The following is a 24,312-nucleotide window of genomic DNA, read 5'->3' as shown; positions in this document are numbered from 1 at the left end:
AGAGGTCGGAAGCTCACGGCCTGCGCAGGGCGTCGGCCGCGTCCGCGCCTCCGGCCAGCTCGACCTCGAGCAGCTGCTTGCCCAGCAGCTCCGGGTCGGGCAGGTCCATGGGGTATTCGCCGTCGAAGCAGGCCCGGCACAGGTTGGGCTTGGCGATGGTGGTCGCCTCGACCATGGCGTCGAGCGAGATGTACGCGAGCGAGTCGGCGCCCAGCGAGGTGCCGATCTCCTCGACCGACATGCCGTTGGCGATGAGTTCCGCCCGGGTGGCGAAGTCGATGCCGAAGAAGCACGGCCATTTCACCGGCGGCGACGAGATCCGTACGTGCACCTCGGCCGCGCCCGCCTCGCGCAGCATCCGCACCAGGGCGCGCTGGGTGTTGCCGCGGACGATCGAGTCGTCCACCACCACGAGGCGCTTGCCGCGGATGACTTCCTTGAGCGGGTTGAGCTTGAGCCGGATGCCGAGCTGCCTGATGGTCTGCGAGGGCTGGATGAAGGTCCGGCCGACGTAGCTGTTCTTGACCAGGCCCGAGCCGTACGGGATACCGCTGGCCTCGGCGTAGCCGACCGCGGCCGGGGTGCCGGACTCCGGCGTCGGTATCACCAGGTCGGCGTCGACCGGCGCCTCCTTGGCCAGCCGGCGGCCCATCTCGACCCGGGAGAGGTAGACGTTGCGGCCCGCGATGTCGGTGTCGGGCCTGGCCAGGTAGACGTATTCGAACACGCAGCCCTTGGGGCGGGCCTCGGCGAAGCGGGACGTCCGCAGCCCCTGCTCGTCGATCGCGACCATTTCGCCGGGCTCGATCTCCCGGACGAAGCTGGCGCCGCAGATGTCCAGCGCGGCGCTCTCCGACGCGACGACCCAGCCGCGCTCCAGCCGGCCGAGTACCAGCGGGCGGATGCCCTGCGGGTCACGGGCGGCGTAGAGGGTGTGCTCGTCCATGTAGACGAGGCTGAAAGCACCCTTGATTTTCGGCAGCACCTGCAGTCCGGCCTGCTCGACCGACAGCGGGGTGCCGTCGGGGCCGGTCTGCCCGGCGAGCAGGGCGGTGATGAGATCGGTGTCGTTGGTCGCGGCCACCCGGGTGGTACGCCCCGGGGTCTGCGGCAGGTCGGCGACCATCCCGGCCAGTTCGGCCGTGTTGACCAGGTTGCCGTTGTGCCCGAGCGCGATGGAGCCCTGGGCGGTGGCGCGGAAGGTGGGCTGCGCGTTCTCCCACACCGATGCGCCGGTGGTCGAGTAGCGGGCGTGGCCGACGGCGATGTGGCCGGTCAGCGAGCCGAGCGAGGTCTCGTCGAAGACCTGGGAGACCAGGCCCATGTCCTTGAAGACCAGAATCTGGGAGCCGTTGCTCACTGCGATGCCCGCGGATTCCTGTCCGCGGTGCTGCAGGGCGTACAGCCCGAAATAGGTGAGTTTGGCGACCTCTTCGCCGGGGGCCCAGACACCGAAGACGCCACACGCGTCCTGGGGGCCCTTCTCGCCGGGGAGCAGGTCGTGGCTGAGTCGTCCGTCACCACGAGGCACATCACCGAGTCTAGGGCAGGTTCGCCGATCGGCCGAACGAGGGACCCGCATGATCAGCGCTTCTATGCGCGTAGCGCCTTGGGGGACACGGGGGTGTGACGTGCCCCCCAAGGTACGTGCTTGCCGGCCGGTAAGGGGGTTCGCACCCGGCCGACGACTGCGCCCCGCATCATAGGGCCGCCGTGCCGCCCGCGGACGCACACGTCGTCGCCCGGCGGGCAATCCCCGCCGGGGTCGGCGCGGAAGCGTCGCGGAATGGCTGGAAATGATCGCCGCCGGGCGGCGGGCAGCCGGCCGCTCCCGGGGTTCAGGCGGGCACCTTCCCTGGTCGGGCCGGGTGGCCGGAATTCGGAATTCCGGGTGAGTTCCTGGGTGAATTTTCGGGAGCAGATCGCCCGGGCATATGCGGGAGAGACGACCGGCATCATTCCGTCACGCCATTACCGCGCATTCAGGGGCATCACGGGCGGGAAATGCGCGGCGGCCGGACCGCGGCCGGATCACGGCAGGATCGCCGCCGGATCGCTGTGACGCGGCGGTCAGCGCATGACCGGCAGATACGGGCCCAGGTCCGCGCGTTCCCCGCTGGCCGCGACGGCGGCCGCCGCCAGCGCCTCGGACCAGGCAGTACGCCCGGTCGCGAGCCGGATCCAGGTCAGCGGGTCGGTCTCCACGACGTTCGGCGGTGTGCCACGGGTGTGCCGCGGCCCCTCGACGCACTGCACCGCCGCGTAGGGCGGCACCCGTACCTCGACCGCGTTGCCCGGCGCCTTCGCGGCGAGCGCGTCGGCGAGCAGCCGGACCACCGCGGCCAGCGCCTGCCGGTCGAAGGCCACGGCGTGGCCCGTCGCCCGCGCCAGGTCGTCGCCGTGCACCACCAGTTCGACCAGCCGCGTCACGGTGAAGTCCAGCGCCCGCATGCCGCCGAAGGGTTCAGCGAGCGCCCTCCCGGACCGCAGGGCCTCCTCGCGCAGCCCGCCGAGGCCGTCCACCGCCGCCTCCATCGCGGCCACCGGGTCCCCCATCGCCTGCTCGGCCTCGCGCGTCGAGGCGTCCAGCTTCGCGGCCATCGGCCCGGTCTCCTGCGTCCACGCGTCGAGCCCGGTCAGCTTCGCGCCGGGCGCGGGCCGCGGGCCGGCCAGCAGCGCCCCGAGCAGATCGACCTGCCGCGCCACGTGCGCGACCAGCGTCCGCACGTCCCACCCGGGCAGCCCGGACGGCCCGGCGAACGCCTCGGCCGGCAACTCCCTCACGGCGTCGCGCAGGTGGCCCGCCTGCGCGATCAGCGCGTCCCAGGTGCGGTCGGGGTCGTAGGTCCGCGCGCGGCGGCGGTTGGCAGGCGGCATGGCGCGAGCCTAACCGCCGCCGGCGCGGCTGCCGGCGGCACTCGGCCCCGGGGTGGCCCCGGGGTGGCCCCGGGGTGGTCCCGGGAGGCGGTCAGGCCTGGCGGGGCCGCTCGAAGGTGAGGAGCAGGCCCTCGACGGCGCCGGGGCCTATCCGGCCCTTCACGTCGGCCGCGGTGATGGACTTCAGCGCCCAGCCGTCGTCCGCGTGCTTGTTGAGGGTCTTCTCCAGCTTGTCGCCGTCGAGCGCGTCACCGATCAGCGATTCACGGAAGGAGACGACCTTGTACTCGTACATGCTCTGGTCCTCGCTCGGGTTCGTTGTGCGTTGTCCGTTGTCAGGGGAGGGCGGGCAGCCGTCGACACGACCGTCCCGCCCGTCCTCGCGACAGCCAACCACGGACGGCCGCACCGCGTCAGGCCGCCCCGGCGGCCACTGCCGGGCCGGCGCCCGCCGGGCGGCCGAGGGGGATGTCGCGCAGGCGGCGCAGCGGCGAGAAGAACAGCCACAGGCCCGCGGAACAGCCGCCGGTCACCGCGATCCACAGCGTCGCGCGCACCCCGAGCGTCGTCGCGAGCGCCCCGCCGACCAGCCCGCCCAGCGGCAGCGTGCCCCAGTTGATCCAGCGGGCCGCCGCGCTGACCCGGCCGAGCAGTTCCGGCGGGCAGGTCGCCTGGCGGTAGCTGACCAGCGAGATCCCGGTGACGGTGGAGGCGAAGGTCCAGGAGATCCAGCCCGCGCCGAACAGCAGCACCGCCCAGCCGTGCCCGGCCAGCGGGATCAGCAGTCCGGGCAGCGACAGCAGGGTCATGGCGACCCAGCTGATCCGGGCGGAACCGACCCGCCGGGCCAGCGACTTGGCGGCCACCCCGCCCGCGACCCCGCCGACCGCGCCCAGCGCGAGCAGCAGCCCGACCAGGCCGGGACGCAGGTGCAGGGTGCGGATCAGGAAGACCGGGCCGAGTGTCTCGACCATGATCACGAAGAAGTTGGCGGTGCCGTTGAAGGCCACGGAGTTGCGCAGGATCGGGTCCCGCAGCACGTGCGCGAGCCCGGCGCCGATCTGCGCCCGCAGGGTGGGCCGCGGCCCCGCGGCGGGCGGCCTGGCCGGCTCGCGGGTGCGTATCGCGGCCAGCGAGGCCGCCGACACCGCGAAGGACAGCGCGTCCGCGGTCATCGCGGCGGCCGCGCCGACCAGCGTGACCAGCCCCGCCCCTGCCCCCGGCCCGGCGATCTGGGCGGCGGACTGCGACGCGGCGAGCTTGCCGTTGCCGTCCATCAGCTGCTCGCGGTCCAGCAGCGTCGGGAGATAGCTCTGGTAGGCGACCGAGAAGAAGACCGACAGCACGCCGGCCACGAGCGCGACCCCGTACAGCTGTCCGAGCGTCAGCGCCCCCGCCGCGTGTGCCACCGGCACCGAGCCGATGACGGCGAGCAGCCCGAGGTTGCACCCGATCATCAACCGCCGTTTGGCGACCCGGTCCACCACGGCCCCTGCGGGCAGCGCCACCAGGAGATACGCGCTGGTCTGCGCCGCCGACAGCAGTCCGACCTGGAAGGCACTGGCGCCGAGCACGACGACGGCGACCAGCGGCAGCGCGAGCACGGAGATCTGCGAGCCGATCTCGCTGACGGTCTGCCCGCCCCACAGCAGCGCGAAGTCCCGTTGCCGGTGGAGGGGTCTGCGTTCTGGATCGTTGACAGCCACCGTTCCGATGCTTGCACCGCGCACGCACTGATGTCCACGAATTCCGGGGAACGTTCGCATGTGGGGGTGGGAGCTTCCGCTCCCCGGCTTCCGGCGTCCGCGGTGCCAGCCCGGCTACGTCCCGACCGTGCCGTCGATCGCCTCGCGGAGGAGATCCGCGTGGCCGTTGTGGCGGCCGTACTCCAGGATCACGTGGATCATCACCGTACGCAGCGAAACGTCCTCCCCGCCGCGGGAGTTGTGGACGACGAGGTCCAGGTCGGGGGCGGCGGCCTCGATGCGGCGGGCGTGGTCGATCTCGGCCTGCCAGGCCGGGAAGGCCTCCTCGCGGGTGGCGCCGGACGCGTCGTAGGCGACCTGGAAGTCCATGGCGTCGGACCAGACGAGCGGGATGTCCTCGCCGCCGACGACCCGGCGGAACCAGGCGCGCTCGACCTCCGCCATGTGCCGCAGCAGGCCGAGCAGGCTCAGCGTCGACGGCGGCACGGACTGCCTGCGCAGGTCCTCGTCGGTCAGGCCGTCGCACTTGGCGGCGAGCGTCGCCCGGTGGTGGTCGAGGAAGCCGCGCAGCGTCTCGCGCTCGCCGGCGATGGAGGGCGGCCAGGGCCGTTCGATGGTCACCGGCTCATTGTGGCGGCCGCCGAGGGGGCCGCCCGCCGCTGGTGACCGGCGTCACTGCTCGCCGAGGGCCATCCACTTGTCCGGCTCGGCGATCGGCTCGAAGCCGATCTTCGCGTAGACCCCGTGCGCGTCGGCGGTGGCCAGCATGAGCCGCCGCAGGCCGTACGGGGCCAGGTGGTCGCGCACGGCGGCGGTCAGCCCGGTGCCGATGCCCTTGCCGCGCGCGGCGGGAGCCACGTAGACGTCGCACAGCCACCCGAAGGTCGCCCTGTCGGTGACGACCCGCGCGTATGCGAGCTGTGCGCCCGAAGCGCTGTCGTAGACGCCGAAGTTGAGCGATCCCGCGATGGCCGCATCCACCTTCTCGCGCGTACGCCCGAGGGCCCAGTACGCATCCTGCGAGAGCCACTGGTGGATCAGCGCGACGTCGAGCCGCGCGGTGTCGGTGGATATCTCGTACCCGTCAGGGAGCTTGTCGTTCATCCCTTCACCCAACCAGCCCCGTCCACCCCCGGACCACTGCTTATCCCGCCGCACGCGGGGGCCCGTACGTCAGCAGGCCACCGGTGTCGAGCTTCCACGGACCGACGCTGACGGTGTCGCCGAAGACGAAGGCCGTCCGCTGCCGGTAGCCGGGCAGCGAGTGCACGATGCCGGTGCCGTCGCGGGGGTCGACGATCACGTAGTGCGGAATGCCCATGGCGGAGTAGTCCGCCACCTTGTCGCGGTAGTCGTTCCGCGGGTTGGAGCGGGAGACGATCTCGACGACGAGCAGCACCTCGTCCGGCCGCAGGGCCGCCTCGGTGTTCTCCAGGCTGGCTTCGGGAAAGACCATGATGTCCGGGCACCGGAGCTTCCCGAGGCCGGGGTCCTCGACGTCGGCACCGGCGTGGGCGATGTAGCCGGGATGCGTCCTGCTCACCTGTGCGTCGAGCTGACGGCGCAGGCGCAGGACCGCGAGCTCGTGCCGGTTGACGGGGGCCGTCATGACGATGACCTCGCCGTCGGCGATCTCGACCTTGCCGAGGCCCGGCAGCTCGGCCAGATCCTCGGCCACGCGGCGCAGAGCGGCGTACGACTCGGGGTCCATGCCGTCCACGTTAGCCGGAAGGCGGTCCGGGAGTCCGTAGCCCCCGGTCGCAGTGCGCTTGGTCATGATCGACATCATGCCGATCCCAGCGCGATGAATATGCCAAAAGCATAACCACCACCCGAACGAGTGAATGTGGACACGTTCCGCCGAGGTCGGCTCGGGCAGGCCGCCGGGGCGGCGAGGTCGTGGAAGGGGGTGGGGATGCCGGGTGGCGGGAGGCAGACGAAGAGGTGGGCGCCAGGGGTGGGGAGGGGCAGCAGGGTGTACGGGCGGGTGGTGGCGGTCATCCTCGGGCGGTGTAGGGCCAGTTCGCACTCACCCGGGGCGGCAGCCCGCTGCGTGGCGAATTCCGGGCTGGCGGCCGAGAGCCGGTTGCGCCCCCGGGTAGCGTCGGGCGGATCCACCGGGAAAAGAGGGGCTCATGAGTGCAGGTGCGGGTGGCGAGCGGCTCGCCGGGGGGATGGCGAACGCCGGCGGGGTCTTCCGGCGGGGCGGGGTGGTGGACCGGCCCGCGTCGAGGAACGCGGCGGGGGTGCACGCCTATCTGGCCGGTCTGCGCGAGCGCGGCTTCGACGGCGCGCCCCTCGGGGTCGCGTTGGGGGGCGGGCGGGAGCAACTGACGTACGTCGAGGGGGATGTGGCCCTGCCGCCCTTCCCTGCCCGGGTGATGACGGACGGCGCCCTGCGCTCGGTGGGCCGGCTGCTGCGGCGGCTGCACGACGCGGGCGCGGACGTGCCGTTCGACCCGGGGGCGGACTGGGACCGCGCGCTGGCCGATCCGGCGGGCGGGCCCCTGCTGTGCCACAACGACGTGTGCCCGGAGAACGTCGTCTTCCGCGGCGGGCACGCCGTCGCGCTGATCGACTTCGACCTCGCCGCGCCCGGCCGCCCGTTGTGGGACGTGGCGATGGCGGCCCGCTTCTGGGTCCCGATGCTCGACCCGGTCTCGGCGGCCGCGCAGTATCCGGCCGGCCTCGACCCGCTGCGGCGGCTGCGGCTGCTGGCCGACGCGTACGGGCTGACGCCGGACGAACGCGCCGACCTGCCCGCGGTGGTCGAGCAGACCGCGGCCGCGGGCCGGTGCTTCGTCGAACGCCGGGTCGCGGACGGCGACTTGGCTTACGCCGAGGCGGTCGCCCGGCAGGGCGGCTGGGCGCGCTGGGACCGCGCGCAGGCCTGGCTGGTCAGCCGGCGGAACGCGTACGCGGCGGCGCTGCGCGACTGAACGCGCGGCGCCGCCGCGTACCGACGCGGGGATCTCAGGCCAGCAGGCCGGGGATGGTGCCCTCGTGCACGGCACCCAGTTCGGCCAGCGGGATCTCGAACTCCCCCTGGACCTCCACCGCTTCACCGTCGATCACGCCGATGCGGGCGACCGGCAGGCCGCGTGCACCGCACATGTCGGTGAAACGCAGCTCCTCGGAGCGCGGGACGGCGACGATCGCGCGGCCCGCGGACTCGGAGAAGAGGAAGGTGAAGGCGTCGAGCCCGTCGGGCACGACCAGCCGGGCACCCTGGCCGCCCCGCAGGCAGGACTCGGTCACCGCCTGGATCAGGCCGCCGTCGGAGAGGTCGTGGGCGGCGTCGATCATGCCGTCCCGCGAGCCGGAGATCAGGATCTCGGCCAGCAGCTTCTCCCGCTCCAGGTCCACCGCGGGCGGCAGGCCGCCGAGGTGGTCGTGCACGACCTGCGACCAGGCCGAGCCGCCGAACTCCTCACGGGTGTCGCCGAGCAGCAGGATCAGCTGGCCCTGCTCCTTGAACGCCATCGGCGTGCGCCGGTTGACGTCGTCGATCACGCCGAGGACGGCGACCACCGGGGTCGGGTGGATGGCGGCGTCCCCGGTCTGGTTGTAGAGCGAGACGTTGCCGCCGGTCACCGGCGTACCCAGCGCCAGGCAGCCGTCGGCCAGACCGCGGGTGGCCTCGGCGAACTGCCACATCACCGCCGGGTCCTCCGGCGAGCCGAAGTTCAGGCAGTCAGAGACGGCCAGCGGCTTGGCACCGGTCGCCGCGACGTTGCGATACGCCTCCGCCAGCGCGAGCTGAGCGCCGGTGTAGGGGTCGAGCTTGGCGAAGCGCCCGTTGCCGTCGGTGGCGATGGCGACGCCCAGGTCGGTGTCGGCGTCGATGCGCACCACCCCGGAGTCCTCCGGCTGCGCCAGCACCGTGTTGCCCTGCACGAAGCGGTCGTACTGGTCGGTGACCCACGCCTTGGACGCCTGGTTGGGCGAGCCGACCAGCGCGAGCACCTGCTCGCGCAGCTCCTCGGCGTCGGCGGGCCGCGCCAGCCTGCCGGCGTCGTCGGCCTGGAGCGTGTCCTGCCAGTCGGGGCGGGCGTAGGGGCGGTTGTAGGTGGGGCCCTCGTGCGCGACCGACCGCGGCGGTACGTCCACGATCTGCTCGCCGTGCCAGAAGATCTCCAGCCGGGTGCCCTCGGTGACCTCACCGATGACGGTGGCGATGACGTCCCACTTCTCGCAGATCTCCAGGAAGCGGTCGACCTTCGCCGGTTCGACGATCGCGCACATCCGCTCCTGCGACTCGCTCATGAGGATCTCCTCGGGCGAGAGCGTCGCGTCACGCAGCGGCACGGTGTCCAGCTCGACCCGCATGCCGCCGGAGCCGGCCGAGGCCAGCTCGGAGGTCGCGCAGGACAGGCCCGCCCCGCCGAGGTCCTGGATGCCCGCGACCAGCTGCTCGCGGAAGATCTCCAGGGTGCACTCGATGAGCAGCTTCTCCTGGAAGGGGTCGCCGACCTGGACGGCGGGCCGCCGCGAGGGGCCGGTCGCGTCGAAGGTCTCGCTGGCCAGCACCGAGACGCCGCCGATGCCGTCGCCGCCGGTCCTGGCGCCGTAGAGGATCACCTTGTTGCCGGTGCCCGACGCCTGCGCGAGGTGGATGTCCTCGTGCTTCATGACGCCCACGCACAGCGCGTTGACCAGCGGGTTGCCCTGGTAGCAGGGGTCGAAGACGACCTCGCCGCCGATGTTGGGCAGGCCCAGGCAGTTGCCGTAGCCGCCGACGCCGGCGACGACACCGGGCAGCACGCGCTTGGTGTCGGGGTGGTCGGCCGCGCCGAAGCGCAGCGGGTCCATGACCGCGATCGGCCGCGCGCCCATCGCCAGGATGTCCCGCACGATGCCGCCGACGCCGGTGGCCGCGCCCTGGTAGGGCTCGATGTACGAGGGGTGGTTGTGCGACTCGATCTTGAAGGTGACGGCGTAGCCCTGCCCGACGTCCACCACCCCGGCGTTCTCACCGATGCCGACCAGCAGCGCGTCGGTCTGCGGTGCCTTGTCGCCGAACTGCTTGAGGTGCACCTTGCTCGACTTGTACGAGCAGTGCTCGGACCACATGACCGAGTACATCGCCAGCTCGGCGCCGGTCGGACGGCGCCCCAGGATCTCCCGGATCCGCGCGTACTCGTCCTCCTTGAGTCCGAGCTCCTTCCACGGCTGCCCCGTCTCGGGGCTCTGCTCCGCCTGCTTGACGGTGTCGAGGGTCACGCTCGGTCGCTCCTTCGCGCGAGGTTGAACTGGCGTCGTGCTCCGGGGCGCTCAGTCACTCTCTCGGCTGCTCCGGTGTCGAGGGTCATGCGTTGACCAGCCTCTTCAGTACCGACGTGAAGAACGGCAGGCCGTCGGTGCGGCCGGTGCCGATCAGCGACTCCACGGCGTGCTCGGGGTGCGGCATCAGGCCGACGACGTTGCCGGCCGCGTTGGTGATGCCGGCGATGTCGCGCTGCGACCCGTTGGGGTTGCCGTCCAGGTAGCGGAAGGCCACCCGGCCCTCGGCCTCCAGCTCGTCCAGGGTGCGCTCGTCGGCGGTGTAGCGGCCGTCGATGTTCTTGAGCGGGATGGAGATCTCCTGGCCGGCCGCGTAGTCCGCGGTCCAGGCGGTGGCGGCGGTCTCGACCCGCAGTTTCTGGTCGCGGCAGACGAAGTGCAGGCCGGTGTTCCTGAGCATCGCGCCCGGCAGCAGATGCGCTTCGCACAGCACCTGGAAACCGTTGCAGATGCCGAGCACCGGCATTCCGGCGTTCGCCTGCTCGACAATCGTCCCCATCACCGGCGAGAAGCGGGAGATCGCGCCGGCCCGCAGATAGTCGCCGTAGGAGAAGCCGCCCGGCAGAACGACCGCGTCGACCTGCTTGAGGTCCTTGTCGCGGTGCCACAGCGGCACGGCTTCCGCGCCCGCGATGCCGATCGCCCGCTGCGTGTCGCGGTCGTCGAGCGTGCCGGGAAATGTGACGACGCCAATGCGGGCAGTCACGACTCGACCTTTACGTCGAAGTCCTCGATCACGGTGTTGGCGAGAAAGGTTTCCGCCATCTCCCGAATGCGGGCGAGGGCGGCGTCGTCGACGGGCCCCTCGACCTCGAGTTCAAAGCGCTTTCCCTGGCGGACGTCGGAGATCCCGGCGAAGCCGAGGCGTGGCAGCGCGCGCTGTACCGCCTGGCCCTGCGGGTCGAGGATCTCCGGCTTGAGCATGACGTCGACTACGACGCGTGCCACTGGCACTCCCGGTGGTGTGGTGCGTGAGGTTCCTCCAGCGTACCCGGTGCGAAACTCTACGCGAGTAGATATGGGATGCCCGTCCGATCAGCGGCAGATCATGCATCACGTTTATGTATCGGCTGTCAAAATGCCTGGGGAAACGCGGCGGAAAATCATAGGGTCCCGATGGCGTACAGGCTTGGGATGACCCACGGCCGGGAATTATCAGTAACATCTGCCGTCCCATTCCGTGACACCGCACAGCACCGCCCTGAATGCACATTTGTCGACACCTGCGCGTCGGCGTGCCCGCGACACCACTGCCGGGCCGGACCCCGAACCGCACCGGGCCGCACCACGCCCGCGCGGCAAGGCACCGGTCACCGGCCCCGGCAACACCGGCCGGTCTTCGCGGCGGCATGCCGGCGGCGTACGAAAGGACCGATTCCCATGGCGCAACGCGTACTGGTCACCCTCGCCGATGATCTCGACGGCGGCGAGGCCGCGGAAACGATCGCATTCGGCGTCGACGGGCAGTGGTACGAGATCGACCTCTCGTCCGAGAACGCGGACAAACTGCGTCACGAGCTGGCGCCCTACGTCGAGGCCGGCCGCCGCCGCACCCTTTCCGGCCGCGCCTACAAGCGCACCCCGATCGCCCCCACCCCGGCGACGGTCCGGGCCTGGGCCCAGTCCAACGGATTCGAGGTCCCCGCCCGCGGCCGCATTCCCAAGAAGGTCTACGAGGCGTTCAACAAGGCGGGCTGAGCGCACGGCAGTTGGGGTGTGCGGCCGGTCCGGCCGCACACCCGCGGGTCGTCCGACACGGCTGGTCCAAGCCGACTGGACAGCCACCCCCACCTGTCCGCTAGTGTGTGGAGCACGCCGAGGGCAGGACCGAAAGGCCAGGTCAACGGACATGCGGGTGTAGCTCAGTAGTAGAGCGCCCCCCTTCCAGGGGGGAGGCGCAGTGTGCAATTCCTGTCGCCCGCTCCGATCGCTTGCGCGAAAGCGCCACCGTCTCTGACCTCAGGTCATTGACAGGTGGCGCATCGGGTAGAGTGGTCTGCACGACCTGCGGACGTGGCTCAGTTGGTAGAGCATCACCTTGCCAAGGTGAGGGTCGCGAGTTCGAATCTCGTCGTCCGCTCCAGTCAGATGAAGGCCCCGGTTCTCGTGACCGGGGCTTTCGCCGTGTTCCCGGCTCCTCGCTCCGTGCTGCCTGCGCGCGGGACTTCTGCCGCGGATACCCGTTTCCTGGGCGCTGGGCCGATCGGGTAGAGTATCTGGCACCACCTGCGGACGTGGCTCAGTTGGTAGAGCATCACCTTGCCAAGGTGAGGGTCGCGAGTTCGAATCTCGTCGTCCGCTCCAGTGAGGCGAAGGCCCCGGTTCTCGTGACCGGGGCCTTCGTGCTGCGTGAGCGCGGCTACGTCAAGAAGTCATGACCAGGGAAGGCCGGTCAGCCGCTCGTACGCCTCGATGTAGCGCGCCCGCGACTGCTCGACGATCTCGGCCGGGAGCTGCGGCGGCGGGGTGTCGCCGGTGCGGTCCCAGCCGGACGCGTCCGAGGTCAGCCAGTCGCGGATGAACTGCTTGTCGAACGACGGCTGCGGGTGCCCCGGCTCCCACTGGTCGGCCGGCCAGTAGCGGGACGAGTCGGGGGTCAGCACCTCGTCGGCGATGACCAGCCCGCCCTGCTCGTCGAACCCGAACTCGAACTTCGTGTCCGCCAGGATCAGCCCGCGCTCCCTGGCCACCTCGCGCGCCCGGCCGTAGACCGCGAGGGTCTTCTGCCGCAGCTGGGTCGCCGTCTCGGCGCCGACCTGGCGGGCGACCTCCTCGTACGGCACGTTCTCGTCGTGACTGCCGACGTCGGCCTTCGTCGCCGGGGTGAAGATGGGCGCCGGCAGCTCGGAACCGTCGACCAGGCCCTCGGGCAGCGCCAGACCGCAGACCGTGCGGAACTCGTTGTATTCGAGCAGCCCAGAACCGGTCAGATAACCGCGGGCCACGCATTCCACCGGCACCATCTGCAGCGACCTGCACACCATCGTCCGGCCCGCCCAGTCCGCGGGCGCGCCCTCGGGCACGTCGGTGGAGATCACATGGTTCGGCACCAGGTCGACGAGCTGCTCGAACCACCACAGCGACAGCTGGGTCAGCACCCGGCCCTTGTCCGGGATGTCGGTGGGCAGCACCCAGTCGTATGCCGAGGTGCGGTCGCTGGCCACCATCACCAGGTCGCCGGCGTCGTTGCGGTACAGCTCCCGGACCTTCCCGGTGTGCAGATGGACCAGTCCGGGCACCTGCACGGGCTCCGGCTTGTCGACGAATCCGGGCATCGGTCGTCCTCCCCAATAGGTGGTTCAGCTGCTGATTCTGGCGTACCCGGGAGGGTGCGGGGCCCCCGGGGCGCGCCGGGGGAACCCGAAGGGACGCGTCGCAGCAGCGGATCGCCTCAGTGGTGCTTGCAGATACGGTCCAGCAGATTGGCCGTCGCCCGCTGGATGCGCGGCTCCACATGCCCGGGACGGTCGAGCGCGGGCGACCAGGCGAAGGTGCCGGACGCGAAGACGTACGCGCCGCTGGGCGAGCGGTAGAGGGACGTCTCCTGGTGGCAGCGGCGGCCGTCCGCCGACTCGTACGGCGAGTGCGCCAGCAGGATGCGCTCGGTGGACTCCGGCAGTGCGACACGCGGGAAGTAACGGTCCGCCTCGCCGGCCACCAGGCCCTCCACCAAGTCGCCCTCGGCCGCGCCGGTGGCCTCCCAGAGCCAGTGCCCGGCATTGCGCACCACCAGCGGCGACGGCTGCGGGACCCGGCCCGCGTACTGCACGCCGAGCAGCTGCTGCTCCGGCTCGCCGAGGTCGCGCCACAGGCCGCTGCGGCCCCGGGCGTCGCTGCGCGGCTTGCGGCAGCTCAGCAGCCGGTCGGCGTCGCCGGCCGGCGAGGGCGCCAGATCGACCTGCCAGTACATCGTGTTGGCCGACAGGAAGATCAGCGACGTGCCCATGTCGCGGGCGGCCTCCACGGCCCTGCGCATCGGCACCGACCAGTATTCGTCGTGCCCGGGGAAGACCATCCCCCGGTACAGCGCCGGATCCACCCGGCCCGCGTGCAGGTCGCGGGCGTCGGCGTAGGCGAGGTCGTAGCCGTAGCGCTCGGCGAAGCGCACGAAGTCGTAGGCGTGCCCGATGTGCAGCGGCAGGCCCGCGCCGGCGTAGGGCCGGTCGAAGGACACCGTCCCGGCCGCCTCCTCCTCGCCCAGCAGCCGGCCCGCCCCGTCCCACGCGTGATAGAGGCTGGCGCCCGTCCTGCCGTCCTCGGGATACAGGTTGTACGCCTGCCACGTCACGTCGGGCAGCAGCAGGAGCAGGTCGGCGTGGGCCGCCGGATCCCGCACGGTGAACGGCACGTGGCTGCGGTAGCCGTCGACGGTGGTGAGGACCGCGACGTAGGCGCCGGTCCGCCAGTGCGGCGGGATCTGCAGCCGCCAGGACTGCCACCAGTGGTGGCAGGAGATCGTCTTCCCCGCCGCGAGCGGCGCCGGCTGCACGATGCCCGACAGCCGGGGGCTCGCACTGACCTGCGCGGCGCCGTCACCGCCGTAGTGCCCGATCCGGTAGACGTCGACGGTAAACTCCTGCGGCGGGTCCACGGTGATCCGGAAGTCCATCGCCTCCCCCGGCGCCACCGCCCCGGCCGACGCGAACCCCTTGATCTGCCGCCGCACGTCGTCCGCGGTCCGCGGCCCCGGCAGATGCGGCCGCCGCGGCGCCTCCCCGCTGCTCGCCGCCAGATCCACGTACCAGGGCACGACCTGCCCGTCGTCCCCGAGATACTCCGGCTCCCCCCGCAGCCACGGCAACGGCCCCTGGCCGAACGGATCCGACACCCCGTGCGCGAGCGCACCGGACTCCCACCGCCTGATCTGATCCGCCGCCATCACCCATCCCCTCCGTCCCCACCGCACCCCCCACCGCGGGCGGCGGGGCAATGGTGCGGTACGAGGCAAGCACATCACAGAATGCGGCACGGCTGTCACCGTTCGTGGTGAAAATATGCACCGATTTGATGGGCCCCCAGCACGAATTTCCGATCCGGCCCCGACCCCCACGACCCCCGGACTCCCACGGCCCCCGGACCACTGCGGCCCGGGGCCCCGGACCACCGCCCGGTGGTCCGCCTCCGACGGCAGGTGCCCCTCCCGGCCGGCGCCCCTATGGGGCTCACCAGGCCGCAGAGGGCAGCGGAACGGCGCGCGCAACCACGACGGCGGTCAGCAGGCAATGCCACAGCAAGTGGCACCCCCCGAGACGCGCCAGCCCCCCGCAGGGGAGCGGCGCGCCGCCCCGCAGGGCGAACCCCCGTCGTTTGGCCTAAGCCAAACGAATGGTCTGCTCGGCCCGGACCCCGATCGCCGAGAGCCACGCCCGCAGGGGCGCCGCATCCCCGTTCTCCACCAACCGCAGCACCGGCCACCCCAGGTCGCTGCGGCGCGCGCCGTCCACGACGAGGGTGGGGCCGTCCAGCCAGTCGAGCCCGGCGCCCGCCCCGGCCGTGTCCACGGCCGCGCAGCACACCATCGCGGTGACGTGGTCGGCGAGCAGTTCCCGTCCCGTCCTGGGCGGCAGCAGCTGGTAGACCGGCGTCGTGATCTCCACCGCCGCCCCGGCACCCAGGGCCGGTAGGGGCGCCGGGGCCGTCGAAGCGGCAGCCCGCCCTGCCTCGTCCGCCGCGACCAACGCCCCGATCCGCGCCGCCAGTTCCTCGCTGCCCCCGGACGCGAGCCGGTCGATCACCCGGTCCAGTGTGGCCCGGCCCGGCTCGTCCCGCAGTGCCGGGACCACGCTGCGGTCCACCGCCGTGCGCGGCACCGTACGGCCGCCCAGCAGCAGCCCGCGCCCTCGCGACCCGAGCGCCGGCGGCGGCCCCCCGATGTCGTCCAGGTCACCGCCGGCGACCTCGGGCACCTCCACCTCCGCAGCGGGAAGGGAAGCGCGGGCGGGGCCCGGCCGTACTTCGTCCAGCACGCATATGAGGCGCGCGGCCTCCGCCCGCCAGATGCGGTCCACGACCTCCTCCGGATAGCGCGCCCAGCTCACCGGCGCCCAGTCGGGGCCGGTGCGGCGCGGGCCGCCGTGGAAGAGGCGGGCCGCCAGCAGCGACACGGCCTCGTCGACGACACCTGGCTCTTCGAGCAGGTCGCAGGCGGGCCGCTCGCCGAGCCTGGTCTCGAAGCCGTCGGCCAGCCGGTCGCGGCGGGAGAGCTCGGTCAGCGCGGCGACCACGCCGGCGTCCAGCCGGGACGGCCAGCGGCCCATCCGCCAGGCGGGCAGCGCGACCCGGGTCAGCAGCCGGTCCCACCCGGCGTAGGCGAGCCCGACCTGCTCCTGGGCGACGATCCGCAGCCCGTAGTCGACCGCCTGCGCCCGCTCGGACGCGGACGCGGCGACACCCCGCTCCATCTCGGCGACGTGCGGACCGCACCCGCGCAGCAGCAGCCGGGCGGCCCAGCCGAGGACGCCGTACGCGGGCCGCAGCAGCACCGAACGCCGCTGCCTGCCCTGCCCGGCCACGCCGACCGCGGCGTCCAGACCCCGTACGAACCGGCGGGCCGCGTATATCTCCGGGTCGGCCGCGGCACCGGTGCCGGCGACCACCGGGGCCAGCAGCGCCCGCAGCTCGGCGACCCGCATCCACCACAGGAACGGTGAGCCGATCACCAGCACCGGGGCCGGGCGGCGGTCCGCCTCACCCGCGGCCGGCCTGCGGTCCTCCAGCCAGCTGTCGCAGTCCGGCGTCAGCTCTATCGCCGAGGGCAGCGGGACCTGCAGCTTCTCCGCCAGCTCCTGGACCATCCGGTGCAGGTCGGGTGCCGCGGTCGCGGAGACCGCCACCGCGGGGCTCACGGCGGGCCGGGCCCGTACGATCACGGCGGCCACCGCCGCGGCCACCGCGATCACGACGAGCGCGGCGCCCGTCAGTCCCCACCGCACCCCGTCCCACGCCCCACCGCCGAGCCGGCCGGTCGCACCGGCCACATGCAGCACCACCGCGGCCGCCGCGGGCAGCAGCACCGCGCCGACCGCGGCCCCGCGAATACGCAGCACCGCCAGCGCGCGGGTCCGCGCCACTGCCTCGCCTGCTTCTCCAGCCATCGGGCGGCTCACCCCCTGCGCTGTGGTGACCGCCCCGGTGACGGCCTCCCCCCACTGTCGCACCGCCCACCGACATCGCAATGGCCGTACGGCTGTTTGCCGCAATGTCCCGCAGTGCGCCTCCGCGGCACCCTAGTTCGCCCCCGCGAACGAGTCATCCATACGGCCTACGCATCACTCCTTGGAGTGGCTTCCCCCCGAACTCCCAGCGAGTACGTACGCCTCCCACCACCCCCGGGGGGGCCGGGGCCCGGGTCCCCGAGGCGCGCGCAGCGCTGCCGCAGGCGCGGCCACCACCCCAGGGCCGCGTGGGGGTGCCCGCGGGTGAAGCGCTGGGGGAAGAAGGCGCGCCCAGCCACGCACACGCCGCAGGCGACAGGCCACCACAGATGGCACCCACCTCAGGGCCGCCTGGGGGTGCCCCCAGGCGAAGCGCAGGGGGAGAACGGAGCGACCAGCCACGACGACGCCGAGGAAGCCACGCCACCTCAGGTGGCAGGCACCCAGGGGCGCGTGGGGGTGCCCCCAGGCGAAGCGCCTGGGGGAAAACGGAGCGACCAGCCACGACGACGCCGAGGAAGCCACGCCACCTCAGGTGGCACCCACCTGGCGTACCCCCCAAAAAAGCTACGCGCCCGTGGCCGCCGCAGCGATGTCGGTACGGTGGTGGCCGCCGTCGAGGCCGACGCGGTCGACCGCCCGGTAGGCCCGCTCGCGGGCCACTGCGAGGTCCGCGCCGGTCGCGGTCACCGAGAGAACGCGACCGCCGGCGCTGACGACGCGCCCGTCGTCCTCACGCCGCGTCCCGGCGTGCAGGACGTACGCGTGGTCACCCTGCTCCGCGATGGCGTCGAGACCGGTGATCGGATCACCGGTGCGCGGCGTGTCCGGGTAGTTGTAGGAGGCGATGACCACCGTCACCGCTGCACCCTCGCTCCACCGCAGCGCGGGGAACGCCGCGAGCTGCCCGGTCGCGGCGGCCCTGAGCAGCCCGGCGAGCGGGGTGCGGAGCCGGGCCAGGACGACCTGCGTCTCGGGATCGCCGAAGCGGGCGTTGAACTCGATGACCCGCACCCCGCGCGAGGTGATCGCGAGCCCGGCGTAGAGCAGGCCCGCGAAGGGCGTACCGCGGCGCCGCAGCTCGTCGACGGTCGGCTGGAGCACGGTCCGCTCGACCTCGTCGACCAGTTTCGGGTCGGCCCACGGCAGCGGCGAATACGCGCCCATGCCGCCGGTGTTGGGACCCTCGTCGCCGTCGAGCGCCCGCTTGAAGTCCTGCGCGGGCTGCAGCGGTACGACGGTCTCGCCGTCGGTGACGGCGAAGAGCGAGACCTCGGGGCCGTCCAGGTACTCCTCGATGACCACCCGGCCGGGCGCGGCCACGCATGCGAGGGCGTGCGCCCGCGCCCCTGCGAGGTCACCGGTGACGACGACGCCCTTGCCCGCCGCGAGCCCGTCGTCCTTGACGACGTACGGCGCGCCGAAGGCGTCCAGCGCCCGGTCGATCTCGTCCGCGGTCGTGCAGACGTAGGAGCGGGCGGTCGGCACGCCGGCCGTCGCCATGACGTCCTTGGCGAAGGCCTTGGAGCCCTCCAGCTCCGCCGCCTCCTTGCTGGGCCCGAAGCAGTCGATGCCCCGCGCGCGTACGGCGTCGGCGACCCCGGCGACCAGCGGGGCCTCGGGGCCGACGACGACGAAGTCCGCCCCGAGCGAGACGGCGAGCCCGGCGACCGCCGCACCGTCGAGCGCGTCGACCGGGTGCAGCTCGGCCACCTCGGCGATCCCGGCGTTGCCGGGAGCGCAGTGCAGTGACGTCACGTCGGGGTCGAGGGACAGGGAACGGCACAGGGCGTGCTCGCGGGCGCCGCCGCCGATGACAAGGACCTTCACGCGCACCAGGGTAGTGGCCCGTGCGGCCACCGGCCGCCCTCACTCTTTCGGGTGACCGCATCCGCGGCCTATACCTGATCACGCAGCCCATACGGGCGGAAATCCCGCCCCACGCACCCCACGCTCAGCCGTTCGGCGCTAAGAAGAGACGTTCATCACGGCCCGGAAGCGCCGGAAGCCATCGAGGGAGCGTGCAGTGAGCCAGCCGGACATGTTTCCCGAGGAAGCCCCTCGGGAGGAGCCTGAGCGGCGGGCGCTGCACCACCAGCAAGAGGACCTGCGGCCGCTGCCGTTCCCGCTGGGCGACTGGGGCGAGCCCGCGGAACGCCTCGAAGAGCTCTACCGCTGGGCGGAGTCCGGCGCCCTGCGTACGGCCGACTGGTATCTGCGGGACCGGCTGTGGAAGCGCCGCGGCGCCCGCGCACTGCGCTGCGGCGCCACGCTGTTCGCCGCGGTGGGCGCGGCGCTGCCGCTGGTCGAGCTGACCGGCGCCGGCGGCGCGACGGTGGCCTGGGGCTATCTCGCGCTGCTGGTGGCCACGGTGTGCGTGGCCGCGGACCGCGTCCTGGGTCTGACGGCGGGATGGATGCGCGACGTCGGCACCGCGCAGAGCGTCGAGCGGCGCCTTGAGCAGCTGCGCTTCGACTGGGCGTCGGAAAGCGTCCGCGAGGTCCTCGGCCCGACGGAGGGCACCGCGGCGGAGGCCGCCGAGCGCTGCCTGGCGATCCTGCGCCGCTTCTGCGACGACGTTGCCGATCTGGTGCGGATGGAAACCGCGGACTGGATGCTGGATTTCGGCTCCCGCACGTCCGCGCCGCCCTTGCGTACGCAGTCCCCCGCCTGGTCCCCCACCCGCCCCGAGCCCCCCTTCTCCCCCCGCCTCCCCCACCCGAGCACCCGCCCGAACATGCCCCGCCAACGCCCCCCGGAGAACCCCCGCCAGGGGTGACGCGGCCGGCGTTCGCCCCCATGTCTCGGGCTGAGCCCGTCCCCCACGACCTTTCCCCGGTCGACCCCGTGTCGGCGGTGAGCCGAAGGGCGCGCCACCCCTCCCCCCGGACACGCCAAAAAACCACCCCGGGCTCGCCGGTAGCTGGGGAACCGAAGGGCGCGCCACCCCTCCCCCCGGACACGCCAAAAAACCACCCCGGGCTCGCCGGTAGCCGGGGAACCGAAGGGCGCGCCGGCGTCGAAAGGGAGAACGCGCGGAGGTCGCGAGGAACGAGCGACCGAGCACGATCGAGTGTCGACACCGGATCAAAAGCGCCCGGAGGCGAGCCGGCGGCAAAAAAGGCAGTTGATGCGGCACCGAACTCGGAAGACGGCTCCCCCGCACGCTCACCCCGCCCAAGAGGGCAAGCCCGGGGGGCGAGCACGGTGGGGGGGACGCCTTACATGCCCGGCACCCTGCTGGGCTCACCCGGGGCAGCACCCGCACCCTGCGGGGGAACCGCCCTACGGGCCGCACCCCACCGGGCCCACCCGGGCAGGACCCGCACCCCACCATGGAACCCCCCTACCGACTCGGCACCGCCCACTGCCTTATTGCCGCCGGCTCGCCTCCGGGCGCTTTAAATCCGGCGTCGACACTCGATCGTGCTCGACCCCCTCGTCCCTCGGGGGCCTCCGCGCGTTCTCCCTTTCGACGCCGGCGCGCCCTTCGGCTCCCCGGCTACACGGGGGCGACCGGGCGGAAATCATGCGGGCCCGGGCCGGCCCCACCCACACACGCCCTCCCCCCACCCGCGCGGCGCCGCGCGCAGCCCCGGACACCGCGCCGCCGGGGGAAAGGTGCCCCGGGGCCGGCGGGTCAGCTGAAGACGATCATGGAGCCCTGGGCCAGGGATCGGGTGGCTGCCGCGTGGAGGCCCAGCCAGACGTGGTGTTCGCGGGCGAAGGGGCCGGACAGGGCGGTGGGGGGGTGGAGGGCGGGCTCCTCCAGGGTGGTGTGGCGGGACGGGGGGGCCGGGGGGAGGGGCGGGTTGGCGGGGTCGATGCCGATCGCGGGGGCGACGAACTCCAGCTCGCGCAGCAGGCCGTGGCTGGAGCCGAGCGGGCCGCCGCCTTCGAGCAGCTCGTCGTTGACGACGGGCTGCGGGAAGTCCAGCGGCACGTACGCGCCGGCGTGGTCGTAGTGCCACACCAGGTGGGAGCGCTGGGCGGTGCCCTCGAACATCTCGAGCAGCTGCTCGTAGTCGCCGCCGAGCGCGTCGACCGGGGAGACCTCCAGGCCCTGGAGGCTCAGCAGGTAGGCGCGGCGCAGGAAGTGCAGCGCGTCGTAGTCGAAGCAGGCGACGGGTCCGACGTCGCCCGACAGCCCGGGCATGTAGGCGTAAACGGGGACGGGCGGCTGCCCGGCGTCGCTCAGGGCCTTGTCGTAGCGGGCGAGTTCCTCGGAGAACGGGTTTTCCGGGCTGTGGCAGAGCACGTCCACCAGCGGCACCAGCCACAGGTCGCAGGCCACGAACACTCCATCCGGTCGGGGGCGTACAGCGTAAATCGGCCGCGCCCGTCGCGTCAGGAGCGTGCGGGGGCCAGCTTCTCGATCAAGGCGCGGGTATGGGCGTCGCATTCGGTCGTCAGGGCGTACGCGGCGGCCGTGTCGCGGGCGGCGACGGCGTTCACCAGGTCGACGTGGCCGGCCCAGCAGACGCCGGCGGGGTCGCTGAGCGCGCGCAGGTGCGGCACCGCGTAGACCCAGGTCTGGGTGCGGATGCGGTCCAGGAATTCGCAGATGTGCGGGTTGCCGCCGATGCCCGTCAGCTCCCGCCAGAAGCGCAGGTCGCAGCCGACCAGCACGTCGAGGCTGCCGGACTGGGCGGCGCGGGCGGCGGCCTCGGCGCGGCGGCGTACGGAGGCCACCGCGTCGGCCGGCAGGTCGCCCATGCCGCGGTCGGCCATCTGCCGGAAGGCGGCCTCGACGATGAAGAGCTGGGCCTTGCTGAGCGAGCGGAAATCGGCCGCGGTCAACCTGCGCACCTGGAAGCCGCGGTGCTGTTCGACGTCGAGCAGCCCCTGGGCGGCGAGGTCGACCAGCGCCTCGCGGACGGGGGTGGCGGAGACGCCGTAGAGCTCGGCGATCTCCTTGACGGTGAAGTGCCGCCCGGCCTGGAGCCTGCCGGTGAGCACCTCGTCGCGCAGGGCGTCGGCGATCTGCTGGCGCAGGCTGCTGCGCCGCACCGGCGTGGCCGGACCGCCGACCTCCGCCATGCCGTCTCCTTGTCGCGTCGCGGCTGCGGGTGGGTTCCCGCCGCACGTCCGCCGCACACGATACGGCGAGGCGCGGCGGGGTGGCGCCGGTGCGTGCGCGAGGTACGCCCGGCGCCGCCCCCGCGCGCGGTCGGGACCGCGTGGCGCGGGCGGGCGGAAACCGTGCCGCGTACCGCCCCGGTGGCCTCGTACGGAGGTCGCGGCTTCCGGTGAAAGACCGTCTGGTAGCCCCTGGCGTTCATACGCATATTCTTCGCTCTGGGGTTCGGGAGCCGATGACAGCGGCGGGGGAGACGACATGGAGCAGCTCAGGGCGGAGGATCCGCAGCGGATCGGGGCATATCGGCTGCTCGGCAGGCTGGGCACCGGGGGGATGGGCCGGGTCTTCCTGGCCCGCTCGGAGCGGGGCCGCACCGTCGCGGTGAAACTGGTACGGGCGGAACTCGCCGCACAGGAGGAGTTCCGCACGCGTTTCCGCCGCGAGGTGCTTGCGGCGCGGCGGGTGGGCGGCACGTGGACCGCACCGGTGCTCGACGCCGACACCGAGGCCGGGATCCCGTGGGTGGCGACCGGATACGTCGCGGGCCCCTCCCTGCAGCAGGTGCTCAAGGACTACGGGCCGCTGCCTGAGCGTTCGGTGTGGGTGCTGGCCGCCGGGCTCGCGCACGCGCTGGCCGACATCCACACCGCGGGTCTGGTGCACCGCGACCTCAAACCGTCGAACGTGATGATCACCATCGACGGCCCCCGGGTGATCGACTTCGGGATCGCCCGGGCGCTGGAGACGGTCGCCGACGGTTCTGCGACGCTCACCTACACCGGGGCGATGGTCGGCTCCCCCGCCTTCATGTCGCCGGAGCAGGTGCGTGGCGACCGGGTGACCCCGGCCTGCGACGTCTTCTGCCTCGGCTCGGTGCTCGCCTACGCCGCCACCGGGCTGCAGCCCTTCGGCGCGGCCAGCAGCGGGGTGCACGCCCAGATGTTCCGCATCGTCCAGGAGCCGCCCGACCTGCACGCGGTGCCCGACGGGTTGCGCGCCCTGGTGACGGCCTGCCTGGTCAAGGAGCCCGAGGAGCGTCCGTCGCTGGACGAGGTGCTTGCGCTGATCGAGAGCGCCGAGGAGGAGACACCGAAGGACACGCCGGCCGGACGCGTCGAACCGTGGCTGCCCGGCGCGATCGTCGCCCAGCTGGGCCGGCGCGCGGTGCAGTTGCTCGAGCTGGAGGCGGAAGCCGAGGTCGAGGTCGAGGCACCCGTCCCGGCCGGCGCGGCCGTCGCGGAGGTGGCCGCGGGCGCGGCCGCCGGGCCGGGGGGCGGGTCGGGGGGCGGGTCGTCGGAGGGCGGGTCGGTCCCGCCCGGCCGTACGGGCAAGGCGCCCACCGCGGGTGCCGGGCAGGCCGCTGTCCTCGCGGCCGAATCCGTGCCTGGCGCGGGTGCGGGCCAGGTCGCGCCCCCGCCGCCGGGACCCGGTGACGGCACGTCCGGCGCGGGCGGGCCGCGGGAGCCCGCCGGGCCGCGGCGTGGCAGGCGCGGCGCGCTCGTGGCCGTACTGGCGCTGCTCGCGGTGACCGCCGGCGCCACCACCGCCTACGTCGTCGTCCATGAGACCGGCGGTGGCGGCGCGGCGGCGCACGCCGCGCCACCGGCCACCGCGAACCCGCCCGCCGCCACCAGCGGGACGCCGACCGCGACGCCCAGCGCCACCTCGACGCCCAGCAGCACGCCGACCAGCGCTGGCGCGACGGCGACCAAGCCCACCTCGAAGCCGACGCAGACTCCCACGCCGACCGGCGCGGCCGGCACCACGCCCGCCACGCCGGTGACGGTGGTCGCGGCGCCCGCCGGCCTCGTCGGCACCTGGCAGGCGTCGTACCGCACCCCGCCGGCGATCTACGACAACCGGACGCTGACCGTGCGCGCGAACGGCTCCGTGGAGCTGTCCGGCTCCCGCTCGGACGGCACGGACACCCTCTACAAGTGCGTCTGGTCGATGTCGGTCGTCTCCGTCGGGCCGCCGGCGAGGCTGAGCCCGTCGCTGGTGACCGGCGACTCCCCCGCCGGCTCGTGCCAGGCGGGCACCACGACGACCACGCTGACCCTGATCGACGACACCCACCTGCAACGCGACGGGGTCGCCGGCGAGAAGAAGCCGCTGACGTACTACGAGAAGGTCAGCTGACCGCCCGTACGAGAACGTCCGCCGACCCGCCGACCCCGGACGCCGGTAAGCCCCGCACACCAGGGTGGCGGGG

General features: G+C 73.0%; 20 protein-coding genes and 3 tRNA genes. 7 read left to right on the top strand and 16 right to left on the bottom strand.

Annotated elements, in window-relative coordinates; genetic code table 11:
* Positions 1-13 precede the first annotated feature (13 nt).
* From purF to OG702_RS20585, 7 genes are all read right to left on the bottom strand, one after another.
* Positions 14-1,531, bottom strand: coding sequence for an amidophosphoribosyltransferase (purF, locus tag OG702_RS20615; RefSeq protein WP_327290380.1), 1,518 nt, complete (start codon positions 1,529-1,531; stop codon positions 14-16).
* 539 nt (positions 1,532-2,070) lie between these two features.
* Positions 2,071-2,877, bottom strand: coding sequence for a maleylpyruvate isomerase family mycothiol-dependent enzyme (locus OG702_RS20610; protein ID WP_327290379.1), 807 nt, complete (start codon positions 2,875-2,877; stop codon positions 2,071-2,073).
* A gap of 91 nt (positions 2,878-2,968) precedes the next feature.
* Complete coding sequence (locus tag OG702_RS20605; protein WP_327290378.1) at positions 2,969-3,172, bottom strand: DUF4177 domain-containing protein; 204 nt, start codon at positions 3,170-3,172, stop codon at positions 2,969-2,971.
* 118 nt (positions 3,173-3,290) lie between these two features.
* Positions 3,291-4,583 (bottom strand): MFS transporter, encoded by a 1,293-nt coding sequence (locus OG702_RS20600; protein ID WP_327290377.1) that lies wholly within the window; start codon positions 4,581-4,583, stop codon positions 3,291-3,293.
* Between the two features lie 114 nt (positions 4,584-4,697).
* Positions 4,698-5,204 carry a DinB family protein gene (locus tag OG702_RS20595; protein ID WP_327290376.1) on the bottom strand — a complete coding sequence of 169 codons (507 nt, stop codon included), beginning with the start codon at positions 5,202-5,204 and terminating at the stop codon, positions 4,698-4,700.
* A 51-nt stretch (positions 5,205-5,255) separates the two neighbouring features.
* Entirely contained in the window at positions 5,256-5,687 is a 432-nt protein-coding gene (locus OG702_RS20590; protein ID WP_327290375.1) for a GNAT family N-acetyltransferase, read from the bottom strand.
* Positions 5,688-5,727: 40 nt separating this feature from the next.
* Positions 5,728-6,360 carry a Uma2 family endonuclease gene (locus tag OG702_RS20585; protein WP_327290374.1) on the bottom strand — a complete coding sequence of 211 codons (633 nt, stop codon included), beginning with the start codon at positions 6,358-6,360 and terminating at the stop codon, positions 5,728-5,730.
* Positions 6,361-6,718: 358 nt separating this feature from the next.
* On the opposite strand from OG702_RS20585, the gene OG702_RS20580 reads away from it, so the two are divergent.
* Positions 6,719-7,522 (top strand): phosphotransferase, encoded by an 804-nt coding sequence (locus OG702_RS20580; RefSeq protein ID WP_327290373.1) that lies wholly within the window; start codon positions 6,719-6,721, stop codon positions 7,520-7,522.
* A 34-nt stretch (positions 7,523-7,556) separates the two neighbouring features.
* On the opposite strand, the gene purL is transcribed toward OG702_RS20580, so the two are convergent.
* From purL to purS, 3 genes are all read right to left on the bottom strand, one after another.
* Positions 7,557-9,806, bottom strand: coding sequence for a phosphoribosylformylglycinamidine synthase subunit PurL (gene purL / locus OG702_RS20575; protein WP_327290372.1), 2,250 nt, complete (start codon positions 9,804-9,806; stop codon positions 7,557-7,559).
* An 85-nt stretch (positions 9,807-9,891) separates the two neighbouring features.
* Positions 9,892-10,572: a phosphoribosylformylglycinamidine synthase subunit PurQ gene (gene purQ / locus OG702_RS20570; protein ID WP_327290371.1), complete on the bottom strand. Its 681-nt coding sequence runs from the start codon at positions 10,570-10,572 to the stop codon at positions 9,892-9,894.
* Positions 10,569-10,814, bottom strand: a complete 246-nt coding sequence (gene purS / locus OG702_RS20565; protein WP_031516589.1) for a phosphoribosylformylglycinamidine synthase subunit PurS — start codon at positions 10,812-10,814, stop codon at positions 10,569-10,571. The genes purQ and purS overlap by 4 nt, the downstream gene beginning before the upstream one ends.
* A gap of 432 nt (positions 10,815-11,246) precedes the next feature.
* On the opposite strand from purS, the gene OG702_RS20560 reads away from it, so the two are divergent.
* The 4 genes from OG702_RS20560 (at position 11,247) to OG702_RS20545 (ending at position 12,170) form a co-directional block, all read left to right on the top strand.
* Complete coding sequence (locus OG702_RS20560; RefSeq protein ID WP_033177966.1) at positions 11,247-11,564, top strand: histone-like nucleoid-structuring protein Lsr2; 318 nt, start codon at positions 11,247-11,249, stop codon at positions 11,562-11,564.
* 153 nt (positions 11,565-11,717) lie between these two features.
* Positions 11,718-11,789, top strand: a tRNA-Gly gene (locus tag OG702_RS20555).
* An 84-nt stretch (positions 11,790-11,873) separates the two neighbouring features.
* Positions 11,874-11,949, top strand: a tRNA-Gly gene (locus tag OG702_RS20550).
* A 145-nt stretch (positions 11,950-12,094) separates the two neighbouring features.
* Positions 12,095-12,170 (top strand) — tRNA-Gly (locus OG702_RS20545).
* 68 nt (positions 12,171-12,238) lie between these two features.
* Here OG702_RS20545 and OG702_RS20540 read toward each other — a convergent pair.
* The 4 genes from OG702_RS20540 to purD form a co-directional block, all read right to left on the bottom strand.
* Complete coding sequence (locus OG702_RS20540; RefSeq protein ID WP_327290370.1) at positions 12,239-13,141, bottom strand: phosphoribosylaminoimidazolesuccinocarboxamide synthase; 903 nt, start codon at positions 13,139-13,141, stop codon at positions 12,239-12,241.
* A gap of 116 nt (positions 13,142-13,257) precedes the next feature.
* The gene (locus OG702_RS20535) at positions 13,258-14,745 is read right to left on the bottom strand and encodes a N,N-dimethylformamidase beta subunit family domain-containing protein (protein WP_327290369.1); all 1,488 of its coding nucleotides are present in this window, start codon (positions 14,743-14,745) and stop codon (positions 13,258-13,260) included.
* 433 nt (positions 14,746-15,178) lie between these two features.
* The gene (locus OG702_RS20530) at positions 15,179-16,960 is read right to left on the bottom strand and encodes a hypothetical protein (RefSeq protein ID WP_327290368.1); all 1,782 of its coding nucleotides are present in this window, start codon (positions 16,958-16,960) and stop codon (positions 15,179-15,181) included.
* A gap of 627 nt (positions 16,961-17,587) precedes the next feature.
* Complete coding sequence (gene purD / locus OG702_RS20525) at positions 17,588-18,850, bottom strand: phosphoribosylamine--glycine ligase (RefSeq protein ID WP_327290367.1); 1,263 nt, start codon at positions 18,848-18,850, stop codon at positions 17,588-17,590.
* A 196-nt stretch (positions 18,851-19,046) separates the two neighbouring features.
* On the opposite strand from purD, the gene OG702_RS20520 reads away from it, so the two are divergent.
* Complete coding sequence (locus OG702_RS20520) at positions 19,047-19,799, top strand: SLATT domain-containing protein (RefSeq protein WP_327290366.1); 753 nt, start codon at positions 19,047-19,049, stop codon at positions 19,797-19,799.
* An 861-nt stretch (positions 19,800-20,660) separates the two neighbouring features.
* Here the strand turns inward: OG702_RS20520 and OG702_RS20515 are convergent.
* The gene (locus tag OG702_RS20515; RefSeq protein WP_327290365.1) at positions 20,661-21,314 is read right to left on the bottom strand and encodes a hypothetical protein; all 654 of its coding nucleotides are present in this window, start codon (positions 21,312-21,314) and stop codon (positions 20,661-20,663) included.
* Positions 21,315-21,367: 53 nt separating this feature from the next.
* Complete coding sequence (locus OG702_RS20510; RefSeq protein ID WP_327290364.1) at positions 21,368-22,060, bottom strand: GntR family transcriptional regulator; 693 nt, start codon at positions 22,058-22,060, stop codon at positions 21,368-21,370.
* A 298-nt stretch (positions 22,061-22,358) separates the two neighbouring features.
* Here OG702_RS20510 and OG702_RS20505 point away from each other — a divergent pair, with 298 nt between their 5' ends.
* Entirely contained in the window at positions 22,359-24,239 is a 1,881-nt protein-coding gene (locus OG702_RS20505) for a serine/threonine-protein kinase (protein WP_327290362.1), read from the top strand.
* Positions 24,240-24,312: the final 73 nt, after the last annotated feature.

This window comes from Streptomyces sp. NBC_01198, assembly GCF_036010485.1.
In the GTDB taxonomy this organism is placed as follows: domain Bacteria; phylum Actinomycetota; class Actinomycetes; order Streptomycetales; family Streptomycetaceae; genus Actinacidiphila.
The sequence above is the reverse complement of the archived record's forward strand: the minus strand, read 5'-3'. Positions and strand labels throughout refer to the sequence as shown.